Source organism: Shouchella sp. JSM 1781072 (assembly GCF_041949915.1).
Lineage (GTDB): Bacteria > Bacillota > Bacilli > Bacillales > Bacillaceae_D > Shouchella.
Genome location: NZ_JBHFQE010000003.1, coordinates 621252 through 639970 on the forward strand (window position 1 = coordinate 621252; position 18719 = coordinate 639970).

19 protein-coding genes are annotated in these 18719 nt (G+C 42.3%); 3 read left to right on the forward strand and 16 right to left on the reverse strand.

Going from position 1 to position 18719, the window contains the following annotated elements:
• Positions 1–14: 14 nt before the first annotated feature.
• From ACE1TH_RS17120 to ACE1TH_RS17135, 4 genes are all read right to left on the reverse strand, one after another.
• The gene (locus ACE1TH_RS17120; RefSeq protein WP_375079595.1) at positions 15–329 is read right to left on the reverse strand and encodes a DUF5327 family protein; all 315 of its coding nucleotides are present in this window, start codon (positions 327–329) and stop codon (positions 15–17) included.
• 64 nt (positions 330–393) lie between these two features.
• Entirely contained in the window at positions 394–1107 is a 714-nt protein-coding gene (locus tag ACE1TH_RS17125) for an exonuclease domain-containing protein (protein WP_099304599.1), read from the reverse strand.
• Entirely contained in the window at positions 1104–2012 is a 909-nt protein-coding gene (locus ACE1TH_RS17130; RefSeq protein ID WP_375079596.1) for a DUF294 nucleotidyltransferase-like domain-containing protein, read from the reverse strand. Before ACE1TH_RS17130 ends, ACE1TH_RS17125 begins: the two co-directional genes overlap by 4 nt.
• Positions 2012–3286, reverse strand: coding sequence for an ammonium transporter (locus ACE1TH_RS17135; protein ID WP_255224223.1), 1275 nt, complete (start codon positions 3284–3286; stop codon positions 2012–2014). The genes ACE1TH_RS17130 and ACE1TH_RS17135 overlap by 1 nt, the downstream gene beginning before the upstream one ends.
• A gap of 189 nt (positions 3287–3475) precedes the next feature.
• Here ACE1TH_RS17135 and ACE1TH_RS17140 point away from each other — a divergent pair, with 189 nt between their 5' ends.
• A complete protein-coding gene (locus tag ACE1TH_RS17140; protein WP_375079677.1) occupies positions 3476–4111 on the forward strand; it encodes a spore coat protein in 636 nt (211 codons plus the stop codon).
• Between the two features lie 74 nt (positions 4112–4185).
• Here ACE1TH_RS17140 and ACE1TH_RS17145 read toward each other — a convergent pair whose 3' ends face one another.
• The 4 genes from ACE1TH_RS17145 to ACE1TH_RS17160 all read right to left on the reverse strand — a co-directional run bounded on the left by ACE1TH_RS17145 (position 4186) and on the right by ACE1TH_RS17160 (position 8809).
• A complete protein-coding gene (locus tag ACE1TH_RS17145; protein ID WP_255224225.1) occupies positions 4186–5223 on the reverse strand; it encodes an AbrB family transcriptional regulator in 1038 nt (345 codons plus the stop codon).
• Positions 5213–5914, reverse strand: coding sequence for a uracil-DNA glycosylase (locus ACE1TH_RS17150; protein ID WP_099304606.1), 702 nt, complete (start codon positions 5912–5914; stop codon positions 5213–5215). The genes ACE1TH_RS17145 and ACE1TH_RS17150 overlap by 11 nt, the downstream gene beginning before the upstream one ends.
• Before the next feature lie 102 nt (positions 5915–6016).
• Complete coding sequence (locus tag ACE1TH_RS17155) at positions 6017–7369, reverse strand: YjiH family protein (RefSeq protein WP_255224226.1); 1353 nt, start codon at positions 7367–7369, stop codon at positions 6017–6019.
• Positions 7370–7429: 60 nt separating this feature from the next.
• Positions 7430–8809, reverse strand: a complete 1380-nt coding sequence (locus ACE1TH_RS17160; RefSeq protein WP_255224227.1) for a methyl-accepting chemotaxis protein — start codon at positions 8807–8809, stop codon at positions 7430–7432.
• A 138-nt stretch (positions 8810–8947) separates the two neighbouring features.
• Here ACE1TH_RS17160 and pdxK point away from each other — a divergent pair, with 138 nt between their 5' ends.
• Positions 8948–9757, forward strand: coding sequence for a pyridoxine/pyridoxal/pyridoxamine kinase (pdxK, locus tag ACE1TH_RS17165; protein WP_255224228.1), 810 nt, complete (start codon positions 8948–8950; stop codon positions 9755–9757).
• Positions 9758–9793: 36 nt separating this feature from the next.
• Here the strand turns inward: pdxK and hutH are convergent, their stop codons facing one another.
• Positions 9794–11290, reverse strand: a complete 1497-nt coding sequence (gene hutH / locus ACE1TH_RS17170) for a histidine ammonia-lyase (protein WP_375079597.1) — start codon at positions 11288–11290, stop codon at positions 9794–9796.
• A 213-nt stretch (positions 11291–11503) separates the two neighbouring features.
• On the opposite strand from hutH, the gene ACE1TH_RS17175 reads away from it, so the two are divergent.
• Entirely contained in the window at positions 11504–12331 is an 828-nt protein-coding gene (locus tag ACE1TH_RS17175) for a hypothetical protein (protein ID WP_099304612.1), read from the forward strand.
• A gap of 14 nt (positions 12332–12345) precedes the next feature.
• Here ACE1TH_RS17175 and ACE1TH_RS17180 read toward each other — a convergent pair whose 3' ends face one another.
• The 7 genes from ACE1TH_RS17180 to ACE1TH_RS17210 form a co-directional block, all read right to left on the reverse strand.
• Entirely contained in the window at positions 12346–12654 is a 309-nt protein-coding gene (locus ACE1TH_RS17180; RefSeq protein WP_099304614.1) for a hypothetical protein, read from the reverse strand.
• A gap of 127 nt (positions 12655–12781) precedes the next feature.
• Positions 12782–14140, reverse strand: a complete 1359-nt coding sequence (gene glnA, locus ACE1TH_RS17185) for a type I glutamate--ammonia ligase (RefSeq protein WP_099304615.1) — start codon at positions 14138–14140, stop codon at positions 12782–12784.
• 190 nt (positions 14141–14330) lie between these two features.
• Complete coding sequence (locus ACE1TH_RS17190) at positions 14331–14795, reverse strand: DUF4064 domain-containing protein (RefSeq protein ID WP_255224230.1); 465 nt, start codon at positions 14793–14795, stop codon at positions 14331–14333.
• Between the two features lie 129 nt (positions 14796–14924).
• Positions 14925–16415: a degradosome RNA helicase CshA gene (cshA, locus tag ACE1TH_RS17195; protein ID WP_099304619.1), complete on the reverse strand. Its 1491-nt coding sequence runs from the start codon at positions 16413–16415 to the stop codon at positions 14925–14927.
• A 179-nt stretch (positions 16416–16594) separates the two neighbouring features.
• The gene (locus tag ACE1TH_RS17200; protein ID WP_099304621.1) at positions 16595–17455 is read right to left on the reverse strand and encodes a DNA adenine methylase; all 861 of its coding nucleotides are present in this window, start codon (positions 17453–17455) and stop codon (positions 16595–16597) included.
• A 313-nt stretch (positions 17456–17768) separates the two neighbouring features.
• Positions 17769–18245, reverse strand: coding sequence for a thioredoxin family protein (locus ACE1TH_RS17205; protein WP_099304623.1), 477 nt, complete (start codon positions 18243–18245; stop codon positions 17769–17771).
• Positions 18242–18670, reverse strand: coding sequence for a disulfide oxidoreductase (locus tag ACE1TH_RS17210; protein WP_375079598.1), 429 nt, complete (start codon positions 18668–18670; stop codon positions 18242–18244). Before ACE1TH_RS17210 ends, ACE1TH_RS17205 begins: the two co-directional genes overlap by 4 nt.
• Positions 18671–18719: the final 49 nt, after the last annotated feature.

The window sequence follows — 18719 nt, forward strand, 5'->3', positions numbered from 1 at the left end:
TTTTACGGATCGTTCTAAAAATCAAGTAAGTTTCGCTTTTCTTTCTTTTCTTCAGAAGTCGTCGGCACCTGATTCATAATGGGTTGTGGCTGCGGTGTCTGTAAAGGCACTTGAGACGGCTTTTGTTGAACAGCTGGTTCTTCTTGAAACAAGGACGATAGCGATGTACTTGCTTTTTCAGGATGGTTCTCTTTAATGACATGACAATAGCTTTCGAGAATCGACGCCGCTTCCTTCGTACCATTCCAGTCCTCTTGATGTGCCGCTCGCTTCATTTTCTCTATTTGTCGTTCCATTTGATCAATTAAGTTTTCAACTTTAATAAGCATAGTGTCCTCCTTTCGAACACAGCTCTATGATAGCATGCTTATTTAGTTAAATGCGAGCACCTCTCTACTTTTTTGCTGCAAGGGCTTTATACAAATGGGATAAGGTCGTATATCCTGCATGATCGGCTAAAACACTATGTTTTACCCAAAGTTGGGCAGCCATATGGGCATCGGCTAAGGCATGATGCCGATTGCCGACAGCGATATTGTATGCATGGCACCAGTCTTCAAGCTTTTCAAAAGATTGATGCCCAGCTGTTATTTGCGTTAGAAACGATGTATCAATTAAGCGATGAGTAAAGGTTCGCCCAAGCTCCTGCCAGGTTGCATGACGCATAAAGCGTCGTTCATGTGCAGCGTGATGCGCAATCAACGTGGCGGAACCGACAAATTGATAAAACGCGAGTAGAACCTCTTTTAATGCTTCTGACTGTTCTAATTCATAAGCGGTTAATCCGGTTAGTTGCAGAATTTCTTCAGACGGTGCTTTCTTCGGCTTAATCGTTTTATAAAAATGTTCATGTAAAATGGTAGATCCTTTAATTTTAACGGCACCAATCGACAGGATGGAATCTCCATAGTCCGGCTGAAATCCACTTGTCTCTAAATCAAACACAACCATTGGCAATTCCTGTAGTGGTTCATCGAGCACATCTCGTTGCGCCTCTTTTTGATATTGCCGAAACCGAGCCATCTGACTCGCTTGATCAGAGGAAGTCGCCGATACATTTGTCGAAAAGCGGCTTGATAGTTGCCTCACAAATTGGATCACATTCATTGCAGCTCACGCCCAACATCTTCTTGAATTCTTTTATAAAACGACCGTCCTTCCTTTATACAGTTCTTAAGGAATTTACGCTCTTTTTTTGAAAGGCTTTGTGGAAACACGTACGTAAATGTTCCGTGTCGTTCTCCCCACATCACTCGATAATTTTGAATTGCAACAAAAGACTCCATTTCACTCTTAAACGTATTCATAAAATGGCTTTGCTCCATTCGTTCCAACGTCGATGCAGCTTGAATGCCTTCTTTTAATGCCATCAATCTCATTCCATTGACATAAGGAAATAAGACTTGTTCCTTCATATTAATTGTTCCTTGATGTTCCCCATACGTTTCTTCCAACAGTTGACCAAACCCATTTAATCCTTTAGGAATTCGACCTGTATTCTCAGCAAAACGATCCATGGTCATCAGTCCTTCGTCTATCTTATCAAAAATCAGTTGTTTTAAATTAAAAAGTAACGTTTCTTGTCCCCATACACATCGCGCATCAAAAAAAGTTAACAAATACCGTACATGCTCAAATTTATTTTCTTTTATCCAAAAGAGGAGCTGCGCTTCCCAGTCTGTAATTGACTGACACCAACGTTGATTTGATGCCATCACCCCACCTGGGCAACGCTCATAGCCAGCTTGTTCTAAAGCTTCGACGATGTTCTCACCTAACTGTAAAAAGTACGATTGATCTTCTTGATTCCCGTCATAGACAATGCCGTGATCTTGATCCGTGTCGTAAAGTTGTTCCTCTCTTCCTGCGCTTCCCATAAAGAAAAATGCAAAGGGAGCAGGGATTTCTCCCAGCTCCTTTTTTGACCGCGTAATTACATCTTGAACGGTTTTCACACGTCGCTCCTCAAGACTATCAAGACGCGTTTGCACTGCTTCTGATTGTTTCGCCATTACGAACCTGTTCGTGAAGCTTGCTCGTCTTGTACGTTTTCCGGGTATCCATAAGAACCATGCTCACTCATATCAAGACCGAGAATCTCTTCTTCTTCAGATACACGTAACGTGCCTCCAACAAGCCCTTTTGTAAGTAGTAGGAGGAGGTAAGATGCAACGAAGGCGAACAAACCGCACACCACAACACTGAGTGCCTGCACACCAAGTTGATCAAATCCGCCTCCGTAAAATAACCCCGCTTGACCGCCATTTAAAGCAGCCAGTTCTGGCGTTGCAAAAAATCCAGTTGAGAGCGTGCCCCATACACCAGCCACACCATGGACACTTAGCGCAAAAATTGGATCGTCGATTTTAAGCTTGTCGAACATCTTCATGCTAAGAACGACAATTAGCCCACCAATTGCACCAATGACAACAGCTGCCCATGGATCAACAAATGCACAAGATGCTGTAATGGCTACAAGTCCTGCTAGCGCTCCATTAAGTGTTGTCGGCACATCAGCTTTTCCACTCAATGCCCAGATAAGGAACAGAGCGGCAATCGTTCCTGCACCAGCAGCAAGCTGCGTATTTAAGGCAACAAATCCAAAAAACGCGCCATCTAACCCACCTGTTGAACCGGCATTAAAGCCAAACCAGCCGACCCAAAGAATTAACACCCCAAGCGCCGTATAGACTTGGTTATGTCCGGATAAATTGTTGATTTGTCCATTTTTCCCGTACTTCCCAAGTCGAGGTTTTAAAATAATCGTCGCCGCAAGAGCTGCCATTGCCCCAGTTAAGTGAACGACCGTTGAACCTGCAAAGTCTTGCTTGCCAAGATCGGCAAGCCAACCTTGATCGGACCAGATCCAGTGAGCAACCAAAGGATAAACAAATGCAGAAAATAAAACAGCAAAGATTGCATATGCCGCGAGTTTTCCTCGCTCTGCAAATCCACCAAATGCGATGGTTAACGCAATCGCTGCGAATGTTAGTTGGAAAAAGAAATCAACAGAGCCAATGCCATCTGCTGCACTACCATAGAAAAAATTAGAAAGACCTATAATTGCATTTCCATCGCCATAAATAAATCCATACCCTACAGCCCAAAAAACCAATGACGCCACACCTACTGTAAAAATGGTTTTCCCAGCAATATGCCCTGCATTTTTCATTCGGGTTGAACCTGCTTCAAGAAGAATAAATCCACCTTGCATTAATAACACTAATACAGCGGCAACGGTAAGCCATAAATTGTCTACCAGTACCAATGCTTCATCTCCACTCATTGACAATCCCCCCTATTGATCATGTTTCGTCTATATTCGTAATTATAGGCCGAAGTCTAAATTGTTCCACAAGTCCGTCAGTTTATCTGACAACGTTTTTTCCTTATATTGACCAACATAGGGTTTCAATTGGATTCGCATACTAACAATGGCTTGAGAAATAAAACTTTTATTGGAGGCGTTCAAATGATGAATCAACAAAGTCAAAGTCAAGTAAACTCCACACAAGTTACACCAAAAATCAATCACGGTGGACATGATCTGTTTGATAGTCATGAAATCATTGCCGGCATGATTAATGTTCTTGACCAATATATGATTTTCAGAACATTTATGAAGGATCAAGAGTTAATTTCATTACTGGACCGCCAATATACGTTTATTGAAAGCCAATATAACGTTCTTGCAGAAGCATTTTCGACAGGCCAACCACCAAGTCAGTCAACAGGCGTTTATAAAATGACGTTGTCTCATAATGTACAGTTTGGGCTTACGCCAAGTCAGCCTAAAAAACCGAATCGAAACATTTCTGAAGTCAAAGAAGCCGGTTTATCTGCCCATATGCTTGGCTTAATTAAAGGACAAGCATCATTAATGGGAATGGCTGCCTCAGAAATAACGAATCCCATCGTCCGTCGAGTCGTGGCAGACACTGTACCGAACTTTATTGAGCTAGCTTATGAGATTTTCCTTTATCAAAACAAGCATCAGTATTATCAAGTGCCACAGTTAAAAGACAGTGACGCTCAAGCGATGACAAGTGCGTACCAGTCGGTTAACGGGCAACCTGCAACGATGCCGCAGCCAAAAGCACCTCTTCAGTAAAAAGCGAAAAGAAGCGTATTAGCTAATAGTCTAATACGCTTGTTTCATTTCCATATGGTTCACCTTCTCGATGTTCACGTCCTTGCGGTTGGCTTTTTCGCAAACCAGCGAACCAGAAAAGGCAGGGCTAAAAATAAACCTAATACGCGCAGCATTTGTAATGTGGCAACAACCGTTGCATCAAGCTGTAACGTTGCGGCTGTTGATGCCATTTCCGCAGCTCCAGCTGGCACAATCGCCAGTAACGTCGTATAGAAAGGCAGAGGGCTTAATAAGAAAAAAATTAGTGCCAGTCCGACACTCATTAACACATATAAACCTAACGTAACTGCACTCGCACCGCCAATTCGCTTTAATTCTTTTAACGTTTTTCGGTCAAATCGCATACCGATTAATGAACCAATTAACACTTGGGCCATCCCCATGACAAGATTTGGCATGGAATAATTCGGAACAACAAATTGGTGAATCGCAAACCCAAGAATAATCGCCACGAACATTGGTGCACCTGGGAAGGAGAGAAAACGACTGACAAAAAACACAAGAAATGCAAGGAAAACCGCGAGTATAACCAGCCCTGTATCTGCTAAAAAGGATTGTTCGGCTTCTACTATTGCTGCATTTGATGCATCTGAGCCAAGTCCGACAATTAACGGTACAGCAAACACAAATAATGTAATCCGAGCTGTATGAAACGCTGCCACAATACGCTGATCGGCTTCGTACCGATCACTTAACGCAATGACTTCTGATGCGCCGCCTGGTAAGCAACAGAAAAAAGCCGTGTTCCCCTCAAGTTTCGTCCACTTTCCGAACAACTTCCCTAACGTAATTCCGCCGACTAGCGTCAAGAAAAGCGACAGCAGAAATGCTGGCAACAGCGTTCGATAAGCCCATACTTCCTCTGGTACGACCATAAAGCCAATGACAATACCAACAAGCGCCAGGGATAATGTAAACAGTTCACTACGAAAAATAAGTTTCTTAATAAAAAACGACCAAAACATACCTGTCATCAATGCACCGAGCAGCCACCCAGCTGGCAAGCCCGCTAACTGAAACAACCACCCTATAATAAATGAAGTGGCGAAAAAAAGTAGCTTACGACTCATCTTGATTAGCCTTATTAATCGTTAGCGGCAGCTGCCAATCGATTGGCGTCATTTCTTTTGACACGAGCCATTGATTAATTTTTGAGAAAGGACGACTTCCTAAAAACCCACGATGCGCAGAAAATGGACTAGGGTGCGGGGACTGGACAATCAAATGTTTGCTTTCGTCAATCAATGTCCCCTTTGCTTGAGCATGTTTTCCCCATAACACAAAGGCAATTGGTTCCTCTCGTTCATTTAGTTTTTCAATTACTTTCGTCGTAAAAGACTCCCAACCCCTTCCTTGGTGAGAGCCTGGTTGCTTTTGTCTCACGCTTAATACTGTGTTCAACAGCAGCACACCTTGTGTAGCCCATGATTCTAAAAACCCATGATTAGGTGGTTGGCACCCCAGGTCACTCTCTAATTCCTTATACATATTTTTAAGGGAAGGTGGTGTCTTTACTTGTGGTTTTACTGAAAAGCTCAATCCATGAGCTTGATCTGGACCATGATAAGGATCTTGACCTAAAATAACCACTTTCACGTCTTTATACGGAGTGAGATGCAGCGCATTAAACAAATCGTCCATTGGCGGGTATACCACTTCTTGAGCATACTCCTTCTTTAAAAACGCTCTTAACTGTATGTAGTATTCTTTCGTAAATTCTTCACCGACAACGTCATTCCAATCATTTTGTAAAATACTCATTTGTCTTCTCCTTTACTTATCTGCTCTTTTCTCATCATACGCCTATCGTTTATTCATGACAAATTCGAAAAAGAACTGACGGCTTACGTCAGTTCTTAACGTTTATAGCAATAAATGTCCCATTAAGACGATGATTGGAAGCGTAATAATCGTACGAATAAGGAAAATGATTACAGCATCTAAAAAAGTAATTGGAATTTTAGAAGCGACTAAAACACCACCGGTTTCTGACATATAAATAAGCTGTGAAACCGACAACGTTGCAATAATAAACAACGTTAATTCGCTTGTAATTCCAAACGATTCAGCTAAGATAGCAGGTAAAAGCATGTCGGCAAACCCAATTAGAAGAGTTTGACTGGCAGCCGCTGCTTCTGGTACGTTCATCCATTCTAGAATTGGAACAAATGGTACTGCAAGCCATTCGAACATAGGTGTAAAGTTCGCCACACCCGCCGCAATGGTTCCAATCGCCATGACTACAGGCAATACTCCGAACCATAGATCAAAAACCGTTTTTAACCCTGTTTGAATATTCTTACCTTGCTTAAAGCTTTCTTCTGCACGCAAGGAAGCTTGTACGAACCCTTTTCGAAGAACGTCTTTTTCTTTTGGTTCTACTTCGCCTTCGCTTCCGTCAATATACGTATTCTTCTTACGTGATAAAGGCGGAATTCTAGGTGTAATAACAGCTGCAATAAAGCCAGCCACAAATAAGGTTAAAAAGAACTGCCAAAATAAGTGAGAAATTTCTAATCGACCTAAAATGGAAATACTAAACGTAATTGATACAACGGAAAACGTAGATGCGACAATCGCTGCTTCCCTCGCTGTATACTTCCCTGTTTCATACTGGTTACTGGATAACATAATTCCAACCGTACCATCTCCGACCCATGAAGCCATAGAATCAATAGAAGCACGGCCTGGCAAACGAAATAATGGTCTCATCACGTTTTTCAGCAATGACCCAACGAATTCCATTAAACCGAAGTTAAGAAGGAGTGGCAACAGTAATCCCGCAAACAAGAAAATGGAAAATAAGAATGGTAGCAAGTCCATTAACAAAACTTGCCCTGTATCTTCTGAAACGATAAACTCTGGTCCAACATTCATAAATACGAGCACACCAAGGACGGCACCGATGATTCGAACAACAATCCATACTGGCGTTGTCGCAAAAACACTAATCCAGAATGACTCTTTTTGTGTTTGTTTTTTCACGTTGGTTGCAATAATCGATACAATCGCCGTAACAACGAGTAAAATCATCACGATCACCGTTAAGGCTTCCATTGTGACCAGATCAATTAAGAAATCAGAGGCAAACATAACGGGCAATTGAACCGATGTTCCATCCTCTGTTTCAATTGGAATTGGTGTCATAAAAAGGAAGATCCCAATAAGCGATGGAATGATAAACATTAATGCACTTTTTAGTGATACTTTATTCATTATAAGTCCCCCGAACGGATATTAATAAGCAATAATGAATCATTATACATCGTCTTGTCGTTAAGCGCTATGGGAAATAGTGAGATTTACGTTTTCTTTTTCTTCTGAGTTTGATTCTTCAGCTAAATCTGTCACATTCGAAAGTTCTTGCACCGCTCTCTCAATGGATTGAACTTTTTCAATAACTTCTTCCATAGTTCGAACTTGCTCTTTTGCTAGCGCCACCCCCGTCTTCGTTTCTTTCCCACTTTCAACACTTGCTTCCTTTAATACTGCAAGTTGGTCTACTAATGAAATGGTGCTAAAGGCAATCGACTGTGTCGAGGAAGAAACCGAATAAATATCTTGATTTAAACGATCACAAGCTTGGTTAATTTCTGCGAGCACTCGGTTCATTTCTGTATTTGCCGTTAAGCCTTGTTGAATCTCTCTATTCCCTATTTCCATCTCAGATAAGACACTTTTTGTATCATCTTGCACCGTTTCAATCACAGCGGTCATTTGCTGAGCAGCCCCTTGTGATTCTGCCGCTAATTTCCTTACTTCTTCAGCGACTACTGCAAACCCTCTTCCTTGCTCTCCAGCATGGGCAGCTTCAATCTCTGCGTTTAACGCAAGTAAATTGGTTTGATTGGCAATCGCCTCGACCGTTTGTACCATATCGATTAACCGTTTAGAACGCTCATTTAATTGATTTACCACCGCTAGCGTGCTGTTATTGTTTTTTACGATTGCACCCATCGATGATTGTGAATCGTCTGCTTTACGATTCCCTTCCTGTACGAGATGATGAACCGTTTCTGTTGCGTTTTCTGCTGCGGCAAGCGCCATTGTTATATGCTCCACTTTTTCAGATAAGTCATCTGTTGATTGAACACTTTTTTGCGACGTTTCGACTTGGGCATGAACAGCATCTAACATTCGTTGATTTCCTTCTTCTATTGAAACTGCTGACTGTAACGTTTTGGTTGACTGCTCCGTTAAATACGATGTCGATGAGATAAGGGTGCTCGCTAATGTTGACGCTCGTTCTAACGTCTGATTAAGTTCTTCCGTCATCTCATTAAACGCTTCCGTAAACTCAGCAAACTCATCCTCTCCGATGACCGGCAATGGCTTACGAGAGCGATCGCCTTCCGCAATATGGCGCGCACGACGTAAGAGTCTCCTTATCGGGATTAGCACCATTCTCGCTTGTTGACGCGCTATGACCGCACCACATACAAGCAACACAATAACAATTCCCCAAACACTCACCAGTTGCCACATTAACGAATCTTGAAGACCTTGCACTTGTTGAAACGCTGTCCCTTCCAGCTCTTGCCCAAGTTGCTCTAACATTTGCTGTGCAGACCTCAAAAAAGCGGTCATCAACCCTGCAAATGCTACGATTAACACCGCTATGATGACATAACCTCGAACAAGTTTCCTTTGAATCATTTTACCCCTCCTCGTCCTTCTCTCCTCTCTTTATTTATCGGAAAACGCTGCCATTCTTTCCACTAGTTGTACAGGCTTTCCCTTCAGAATTTTTTCTACTATAATAGACGTACCAGAGATAAAAAGGAGAGACGATTCATGAAGCGATATAAAGCATTAACGATTGCCGGTTCCGACACGAGCGGCGGTGCTGGGATTCAAGCGGACCTTAAAACTTTTCAAGAGCTAAACGTCTACGGGATGAACGCTCTTACAACGATTGTTGCTCAAAATCCATTTCAAGGCTGGGCTCATGAAGTCTTCCCACAAGACCCAGCTGTAGTTGATAAACAAATTGATACCGTTCTTAAAGGGATTGGTGTTGACGCCGTTAAAACCGGAATGCTCGGTTCAATTGATATTATTAAGATTGTAGCTGAAAAAGTTGAACAATACGGCGTTGATCAACTCGTAGTAGACCCCGTTATGGTTTGCAAAGGGGCAGATGAAGCGTTAAATCCTGAAACCGATGCATGCTTACGTGATGTGCTTGTGCCGAAAGCCTACGTTGTGACACCAAACTTATTTGAAGCCACTCAACTTTCAGGTGTGAAAATCTCTACGATTGAAGACATGAAAACAGCGGCAAAAGTCATTCACGAGCTAGGCGCCAATCATGTTGTCATTAAAGGTGGAAGTAAATTAGATTCAGCCCAAGCCGTTGATGTGTGGTATGACGGAACAGAATTTCATCTCTTAGAGTCCGATGAAATTGATACAACGTATACCCACGGTGCAGGCTGCACATTTGCTGCTGCTATCGCCGCTTCTTTAGCTAAAGGTGAAGATGTTAAAGATGCTATTTACACAGCAAAAGATTTTGTTACAGCCGCTATTAAGCACGGCAGTAAATTAAATGAGTACGTTGGCTCTGTTGCTCACGGCGCATACAATATTGAACAGAAATAATCGATGGAAAACGCATAATATCTTTATTATGCGTTTTTACTTTGTTTTCACTGCTTCTTTTGACCGTAACCACTCGGTCATTCCCTGTATATCTTTTGAAAACATACGATCATTCGTGATGGTTGGCACGATCTCCCGAGCTTCATTAAAAAATTGTCGCGTACGTGGCGCCATTTTTTCAATGCCACGGTATGTGGTCGCCTCCATCGCACAAATCGCCTCTATCGCGTAGACGTTTCGAACGTTAGAAATAATTTGCAGTGCGTGCCTTGCGCCAATTGTCCCCATGCTAACGTGGTCTTCTTGATTGGCAGATGAAGGAATAGAATCAACACTTGCAGGGTGAGCAAGGGTTTTATTTTCCGACACGAGTGCTGCGGCCACATACTGCATAATCATGGCCCCAGACTGCAAACCAGGTTGTGGACTTAGAAAAGGCGGCAAATCATTTAATTGTGGATTCACTAATCGTTCAATTCGCCGTTCCGAAATATTGCCTAATTCCGCCATTGCAATCCCTAAAAAATCCATGGCGAGCGCAATCGGTTGACCATGAAAATTCCCCCCTGAAATCACCTTCTCGCCTTCGTCAAAGATAAGTGGGTTATCTGTTGCTGCATTCATTTCAATGACAAGTTTGTCTTCCACGTATTGAAGCGTTTGCCATGTTGCCCCATGCACTTGCGGAATGCAGCGTAACGAATAGGCATCTTGAACCCGTTTCTCCCCTTGCTTCGTCGTCAATTGACTATCAGTTAGGTAAGCGCGAATTCGAGCCGCGCACGCAACTTGTTCAGGATAGCCTCGTGCTACATGGATGTCTTCATCAAAAGCATCAATGATCCCTTCTAACCCTTCAATCGTCACCGCAGCAATTTTTTCAGCTTGAAATGCCAGTTGTTCCGCCTCTATATAAGCTACCACACCGGTAGCCGTCATGGCCTGTGTGCCGTTAATGAGCGCTAACCCTTCTTTTGCCTGCAACATAATAGGAGCAAGTTGAAGAAGTTGTAAAGCTTCCAAAGCTGACATCTTCTTTCCTTGGTAACGCACCTCTCCTTCTCCAATAAGTGGCAAAGCAAGATGAGCCAAAGGAGCTAAATCCCCACTCGCTCCAAGAGATCCCTGTTGTGGCACACATGGATAAACGTCCGCATTGACGAAATCGAGTAGACGCTGGATAACATCAAGCCGGATACCTGAATAGCCTTTGACGAGTGCATTTGCCCGCAGTAACATCATCACTTTTGTGATGTCTTCTGGAAAAAGTGGCCCTACGCCACACGCATGGGACAAAAGCAAATTTCGTTGCAACTCCTCAACATCATTCTGTCGGATGCGCACATCACTAAATTTCCCAAATCCCGTATTAATGCCGTAAACAATACGTTGATCAGCCACAATTCGTTCCACAGCAGCTCGACTATTATGAATCGAGTCCAAACATGATGGATCAATTCCCACTTGCTCATTTTCTTGAATGACGGCTTTTACATTCGCTAATGACAAAGCACTTCCCGTTAAATAAATCATAGCTTCACCCCTCTAGTTCATTAAAGCTATAAAAAAGAGGCCGCCCGCTGAAATGTCATTCATTTCAAAACGGACAACCTCGTTCTCTCTATGCATCGTGAATGGTTAAGCAAAAAAATCATATTCTTCACTCCATTATGATCATTCTAATAACTATAGTGTATGGAACCGTGCTACAATTGTCAATGAGCGAAATGAAGAGGAGAACCGATCATGGCAGACCATACAAGACGAATTCAGCAAAATCGCACACCTCCATTAACCAAACAATTATTGTCCATTGATTCAGCCATACTGATTGCCTCTGCAACCATTCTCGGCTACCTCGTTGCGTATCGCTATCAAATGGGACAATTTGATCATTACGAGATCAATGAAGTTCTTTTTGGACAAATTTATTTAAATCACATCATCATCGCGATGACGGCTGTTTTGATCTTTATCATCGTCATTTTACTTATTCAAATGGGACTAAACTGGGTTTATGAACAACTTCCATATTTTTGGTCGAAATTAATAAGTAGTATCCTTCCATGGTTTATTTTCTATCTAGCACTTGGCGTTCTTTACAACCAAGTTTTGTTTTATTATGTTCCTTTCTTTATTGCAGTCTATTACCTTGCTGTACCCTTCTTTTATGGAAGTTTTAAAAACTATAAACAAACCTTTGTCGAGAAAATGGTCAAGCCTTATGAAGATTGGAACTGGCGTGACTACGTTCCAGCTTTAGTAAAAGAATATAAACTAGAAAAGCATATAATCGCAATTATTTTCATTCTTGTCTTACTACCTCAGCTTGCCTTTTTTATTGCCCAGTATCAAGCTGCAAACCAGACTGACTACTTATTATTTCAGTATGAGGACACGGTTCATATTGTGTTAGCAACGACAAACGACTCACTAATCGTTGCCCCTTTTAACGAGGATGACCTTACATTTGACCGAGAGTACATTATTGTTCCGTATAATGGTGTGGCTGATTCGTTGTTTGCGTTTGAGCCTGTATCATTACACGCGGGTATACAACCCGAAAAAGAGTAGCCTTTATAAACGCATTATTTATTTACCTCAACGCTCTCAACGCCACCTTGGTTTGGGGGCAGCGAGTCTTCCCTAAACGCATCTGGATCATAATAAACCGTTACCGTATCATGCAGATCGATGCCTTCATTTAATTCTTCTGTAAGCAGGAAAGAAATGGTATTGTCCACTCCACCATTGTCTCCTTCAACGTGAATACGCATTCCATTTTCTTCTTCAATCATGTTCGTTACAACACCTGTGTGACTGACTACAGCATTGTTGTCTACACAAGCCGTTAGCAACAATGAGGCGATAAAAATGAGAACCAACCCTTTCATCATAAAACTTCCTCCTGCTAAAACAGATTCCGTCTTTGCATAGACGTTCAAACAATTACTAACGATTATATAGAAATCTTGCACAAAAAACCCGCGGGTAATTTCCCACGGGCTGTTGACGACCATTCAATTAGAATTTGCTTTGGTATGCAGTAAGCTCCCAAGCATGAACACTTGTACGGAAATCGTCCCACTCGCCACGTTTTAAATCGATGTATTCACCGAATGCGTGCTCACCGAATGTCTTTCGTCCAATTTCACCAGCTTCAAAACGATTAACCGCCGCTTCTAAACTTGTTGGTAGATTTTCAATACCACGCTCATTAATTTCAGCAGGAGTCATGTTGAAAATATCTGCATCAACAGAAGCCGGGCATTCTGTTTCGTTATCTACTCCATCGAGACCCGCCGCTGCCACAACCGCAAACGCAAGGTATGGATTGGCTGAAGGATCTGGACAACGAATTTCCACACGCGTACCTGCTCCTCTTGTTGCCGGGATACGCACAAGCGCTGAACGGTTTGAGGCAGACCACGCAATATAACACGGTGCTTCATAACCGGGAACAAGGCGCTTATACGAATTCACAAGCGGGTTCGTAACCGCAACGAAATCTTTTACGTTATCAAGTAATCCAGCGATAAAGTGATACGCCGTTTTCGATAAAGCGATCTTATCATCTTCGTTGTAAAAACTATTTTCTTGCTTCTCGATATCAAATAGAGACATATTCACGTGCATGCCGTTTCCATTTTCTCCACCTAATGGCTTAGGCATAAACGTTGCATGAAGACCAAACTGCTTCGCCACAGTTTTAACAACCCACTTGTACGTTGTCGCAGCATCGGCAGAACCAAGGGCATCTGAATATTTAAAATTTATTTCATGCTGTCCAATTGCTACTTCGTGGTGTGAAGCTTCAATTGTAAAGCCCATCATCCGTAACGCTTTATAGATGGCTAGACGTACTTTTTCACCATCATCTTTTGGTGACGGCTCAAAATATCCACCAACGTCTTGTGTGCGTAAAGTAGGTTGACCAAACTCATCTGTATCAAATAAAAAGAACTCTAGCTCAGGCCCGACACTGATTGAATATCCTTTGTCTGCTGCACGCTTTACGGTTTTCTTTAAGATGTTACGAGGATCTCCATCAAAGTCAGAGCCATCCGGCTTTTTTACGCTACATAAAAACCTCGCCTCTGAGTAGCCCTCTTCTTCTGTCCAAGGTAAAACAGCGAAAGTGGATAGGTCAGGATTTAAATATAAATCAGACTGGTTAATTGGCGTGAAGCCTGTAATTGATGACCCGTCAAACATCGTTTCACCATTCACAGCTTGGTCCAACTGTTCTGCTGTAATCGTTACATGCTTGAGCATTCCTTCAATATCAACAAACTGCATATGAAGAAGCTCAACGTTCTTCTTTTCAATTGTCTCCTTAATTGTCTCTAACAAACTTTCTCTCGTCGGCGCTTGAGTTGCCATCTCGAAACACTCCCCTAGTTATCAGATATTCGTCTCATCTTTTTTTCTTACTACTACTCTATGATGGAAAAGAGGAACGCGCAATTAATTTGTCAGATAATCTAACATACTATTCAACAAGAAAATTCGTACAACGTTGTGCTCGACTATTATAAAAAAGACACCTCATGATGAGATGTCTTCTTCAATGTTACAGCTGCTCTACGGGCTCTTTCGGCTTGCGAACAAGCGCCATAATACCTGCGATGATATAAAGAATCATCGGAACGGCAGGGATTAAGAATGCTAATAATAAAAAGCTCGTTGCCCCGTAGAAAACGGCGGAACCTAAAAATAGAATACTTGCGATTACAGGTTTGTTTTTCAACAATATAACCGCCACAATACCAGCTATCGCAGGTAGAAGCGAACCGATTGTCAGCATTGTGAAGTTAATCATATCGAACGTTTCAATTACTTCATTTGCTTCCTCTTCAGTTAATGGGTCGGTGCCTGATTCAACAAGTTCACTACTTTCTTCAGTCAGTTCCATAAAAACTTCTTCAAAAAGGCCCTGATTGTCGCCAATTGCTAAAACTCCCAAAAACAACGTTCCAAGAAAGAACATGACAAGACCAATGATCCCTAATACTCTTTCCCCTGTTCGTTTAATCATTTTTTCATCTCTCCTTTTTTCCGTCCCCTTGCTTACTTATGTAATACATTATGCTTTTATGATCGTATCATAATTAGAAACGGGTTTACAGAAAAAAACCTGCGAAAATCTCGCAGGTTTTTCAATCTATTAAGACGAGCGTTTCGCCCATTGGCGCTTTTGACCGCCTTTTTGCTGGTCGCTACTCTTGCTACGCTTTTGATTATACGCATTACGACGATCTTTGCTACGGCCATCGCGACGACGGTTTCCACCGTTGCCACCATTTCCGCCGCGTCCATCTTGACGCTTTTTCGAACGTAACGGCGCTTCACTTGTAAGTGCTACAGGTGTTTCGTCTGGCTCTTTTGTCAGAAGCTTAAGCGCAGCAGATAGCGCTGTAACAGCATCCGTTTCTTGCAAAATTTCTTTTGCTTCCACACGATAGTGGTCCTGTTCCTCATCAGATGCAAGGTCACGAAGCTGGTTGAGTACAAGTTGTTTCTGTCCAGCTAACGCTTCTTCATAAGTTGGTTTCGGACGTGCTGTCATGCGTTTTTTTGATACTTTTTCAATTAACTTCACGTGGTCACGTTCAGGTTTCGTTGAAAGCGTAATCGCAATCCCTGATTTACCGGCACGACCTGTACGTCCAATTCTGTGAACGTAGCTCTCAGGATCTTGCGGCAAATCAAAGTTAAATACGTGTGTAACGCCACTAATATCAAGTCCACGTGCTGCAACATCTGTCGCAACTAAGATATCAATTAGCCCGCTCTTAAATTTACGCAAGACGCTATTACGTTTCGCTTGGTTTAAATCACCGTGTAAACCTTCTGCACGGTATCCGCGCTTAATAAGAGCTTCCGACAGCTCATCAACACGGCGTTTTGTACGACCGAATACGATCGATAGTTCTGGTGTTTCTAAGTCAAGTAGACGACAGAACACATCGAACTTCTCACGCTCGTGTACTTCAACGTACTGCTGTGCAATGTTTTCCATTGTCACTTCTTTTGCTTTAACCGCAATACGTTTCGGATTTTTCATAAATTTGCTCGCTAATGATTCCATACGGCGAGGCATTGTCGCTGAGAAAAGAAGCGTTTGTCTTGTCTCGCGTGGTGTTTCCGCTAAGATGGTTTCAATGTCTTCAATGAAACCCATGTTTAGCATTTCGTCGGCTTCATCAAGCACAACCGTTTCGATTGTTTGCAAACGAACGGTTCCTCTACGCATGTGGTCCATTAAACGACCAGGTGTTGCAACAATGACATGCGGCTTCGCTTTCAAAGCACGAATTTGCTTACCAAAGTCTTCTCCACCATATACAACAACTGTGCGAACACCTTTTTCGCGGCCGAACTGTCTTACGGACTGTTCAACCTGGTTCGCTAATTCACGAGTTGGTGCTAATACAAGGCCCTGTAAAACCGGTTGTGATGCGTCAATACGATCCACCATTGGAATACCAAATGCGCCAGTCTTCCCCGTTCCGGTTTGCGCTTGGCCGATGACATCCTCACCGTCTTTTACAAGTTCTATTGTTTGCTGTTGAATAGGTGTCGGCTCCGTAAAGCCCATGTTAGTGATGGCTTGAACAACGCGTGTGTCCAGACCAAATTGATCAAACTGTGTCAAGTTTTAAAAACTCCTCATTTTTTTAATTTAAGCGCCTTAAACGCATCGAAAAGGCTGTCTTGATGCAAAAAGCCAGGGACGTCGGCTCGCTTTGAACATCGAGACAGCCTTAAAGCTCTCTTGATCTCTAATTCTTCAACTATACATCATCGGCGCTCATCTGTACTCAAGCAAATATCTTAACATATTATTTTACCTTCTGCAATGTTTGATTTTTGATCAAACTCATTCATGATGATTAATTCTACATTTCCTTTACGGGCACTTGTATCCGAATTGACTAATCGCGTCACTTCAACGGTACACACTTTGTATTCGCTGTAGAGCGCGCGAATAACCGGTGACTCCCCTAAACTTAGAATGACGTGACAACCGTTTCGATCCAATTCCGTGAACACTCGCTTTAAGCGAATGTGGTCATATAACGTAAACGTCTTTGCATACGCATTAAACGCCGTTGATCGTTCTGAAAAATACGGCGGATCAAGGTAGACAAAATCCCCTTTTTTTGCAGTTGCCAACGTATCTTCAAAATCTTGATGGACAAATGTCACTTCAGCACGTTGCAAATAATCACTTGCTTGTCGCACAACTTGTTCATTTGTAATATTCACTTTTTTATAGTGGCCATACGGCATATTCACCTGTCCTTTTCGATTCACACGATACATCCCCCCATAGCCAACACGGTTTAAAAATAAAAAACGTGAAGCCCGCTCAACGATAGACAGTGTTTGAAAACTAGTCGAGCGATCTAAATCGCGAACCGCATAATAATATGCCTCCTGATTTTGATGAAAAGACAATTCCTGTAACAAAAGATCCGAGTGATCGCGAATCACGTGATACGTATCCACTAGCTGATCATTAATATCACCAATCAGCGCTTTTTCAGGTGCTAAAGAGAAAAACAAAGCCGCTCCTCCCGCAAAAGGTTCAATATACGTTCCATAGGAAGTCGGAACCAGTTGATGCAAAACAGGCAAAAGTTGTCTTTTTCCTCCTGTCCATTTTATCGGGGTGCGCAATTTCTTCTCCATAACCAATCTCCTCCAACTAGGTATGTTACCCACTATACCCGTTTTACGGCGTCTTTAGTCCTGAGTCGAGGAGCGCACAAAAGCAAAACTTCTTTTTTAAAAAATGAACAATGATTATGCGCTATAAGAGAACCCTTCGCTTTACACAGGCACGGCCTCAGCCTCTTTCGCGAATACTCGCTACAGTGTCTTCAGACACGTGCTTTCCTGCAGGAGTCTCGGGTTCTTATAACAACATAATAGTGAACAACGAAAAGACGTTCATACGTCTTTTCACTATGTTTATATTCTTTTATCTAAACCTCTTCTACAATCATTCAGCTTCAGGTGGCTCCTCGCCGTTTAGGAAAGCTCGGAATGTCTCCGCTTCCTGATTCCCTGTCACACGACGAACTTCTTGTCCATCTTCAAACGCAATTAACGTTGGCGTTGATTGAATGCCATACGATGCTGATTCATACTCTAACACGTTGTATTGATCAATATAAACATCTTCATCGTCAGCAATGTCCATTAAGACAGGCGTTGCTTCCACACAAAAGCGACAAGTAGGTGAAAAGAAGTACACAATCGCATCTTCACCGTTCTCCAGTTTTTCCTCTAGTTCGTCTGGCAGAATAACGTTTTGATAGTTCGGGTCATCAAGTTGGTCAATTGTTGCAGGATCTAAATCATCCGTATCGTACTGCGTATTATTTTCAAGTTGCTGACTTTGCCCCATATTTTGAATGACAATTAAAATGATAAAAACAGCAACGACTGCTCCACCAATCCAAAGAAGCTTCTTCATGCCACTTCCTCCTTACGCTTTTTAATGATATACAAGCTCGTACTAAAAATAAGAATAAATGCGATTCCTGCAAGAAATGGAATAGTGACGAAGCCAAACCAGTTAATATACTCGCCTGAACACGAAACCAGTCCGCACCCCAACACATCATCATCACTCACCTGGAATTTCTGAATCGAATAATGATAAATGGCAATAACCATCCCAATTCCAGATAGAATGGCTGAATAAATGGCCACGCCTGTATCTTTACGAATAATGCCAACTCCGATAAGAATGACAAGCGGGTACATAAAAATTCGCTGGTACCAACAAAGTGCACACGGCTCAAACCCTTCAATCTCTGAAAAGTAAAGGGATCCAAGTGTGGCGACTAGCGCTACAACCCATGTAAACAAAAGACTATTTTCGATCTTCTTACTCATAACATTCGCCTCCTACAAACCCACCTTTTTGTTCATTGTACTCCAATTC

Excerpts from the sequence above, each read along its gene's own strand:
- ACE1TH_RS17130 (WP_375079596.1), bottom strand. The coding sequence starts at position 2,012 with ATGGCGAAACAATCAGAAGCAGTGCAAACGCGTCTTGATAGTCTTGAG.
- ACE1TH_RS17210 (WP_375079598.1), bottom strand. The coding sequence starts at position 18,670 with ATGAGTAAGAAGATCGAAAATAGTCTTTTGTTTACATGGGTTGTAGCG.
- ACE1TH_RS17155 (WP_255224226.1), bottom strand. The coding sequence starts at position 7,369 with ATGAATAAAGTATCACTAAAAAGTGCATTAATGTTTATCATTCCATCG.
- ACE1TH_RS17180 (WP_099304614.1), bottom strand. The coding sequence starts at position 12,654 with ATGATGAAAGGGTTGGTTCTCATTTTTATCGCCTCATTGTTGCTAACG.
- ACE1TH_RS17160 (WP_255224227.1), bottom strand. The coding sequence starts at position 8,809 with ATGATTCAAAGGAAACTTGTTCGAGGTTATGTCATCATAGCGGTGTTA.
- ACE1TH_RS17120 (WP_375079595.1), bottom strand. The coding sequence starts at position 329 with ATGCTTATTAAAGTTGAAAACTTAATTGATCAAATGGAACGACAAATA.
- ACE1TH_RS17145 (WP_255224225.1), bottom strand. The coding sequence starts at position 5,223 with ATGAGTCGTAAGCTACTTTTTTTCGCCACTTCATTTATTATAGGGTGG.
- hutH (WP_375079597.1), bottom strand. The coding sequence starts at position 11,290 with ATGATTTATTTAACGGGAAGTGCTTTGTCATTAGCGAATGTAAAAGCC.
- ACE1TH_RS17175 (WP_099304612.1), top strand. The coding sequence starts at position 11,504 with ATGGCAGACCATACAAGACGAATTCAGCAAAATCGCACACCTCCATTA.
- ACE1TH_RS17190 (WP_255224230.1), bottom strand. The coding sequence starts at position 14,795 with ATGATTAAACGAACAGGGGAAAGAGTATTAGGGATCATTGGTCTTGTC.
- glnA (WP_099304615.1), bottom strand. The coding sequence starts at position 14,140 with ATGGCAACTCAAGCGCCGACGAGAGAAAGTTTGTTAGAGACAATTAAG.
- ACE1TH_RS17135 (WP_255224223.1), bottom strand. The coding sequence starts at position 3,286 with ATGAGTGGAGATGAAGCATTGGTACTGGTAGACAATTTATGGCTTACC.
- ACE1TH_RS17200 (WP_099304621.1), bottom strand. The coding sequence starts at position 17,455 with ATGGAGAAGAAATTGCGCACCCCGATAAAATGGACAGGAGGAAAAAGA.
- ACE1TH_RS17125 (WP_099304599.1), bottom strand. The coding sequence starts at position 1,107 with ATGAATGTGATCCAATTTGTGAGGCAACTATCAAGCCGCTTTTCGACA.
- ACE1TH_RS17140 (WP_375079677.1), top strand. The coding sequence starts at position 3,476 with ATGAATCAACAAAGTCAAAGTCAAGTAAACTCCACACAAGTTACACCA.
- ACE1TH_RS17205 (WP_099304623.1), bottom strand. The coding sequence starts at position 18,245 with ATGAAGAAGCTTCTTTGGATTGGTGGAGCAGTCGTTGCTGTTTTTATC.
- ACE1TH_RS17150 (WP_099304606.1), bottom strand. The coding sequence starts at position 5,914 with ATGAGTATTTTACAAAATGATTGGAATGACGTTGTCGGTGAAGAATTT.
- pdxK (WP_255224228.1), top strand. The coding sequence starts at position 8,948 with ATGAAGCGATATAAAGCATTAACGATTGCCGGTTCCGACACGAGCGGC.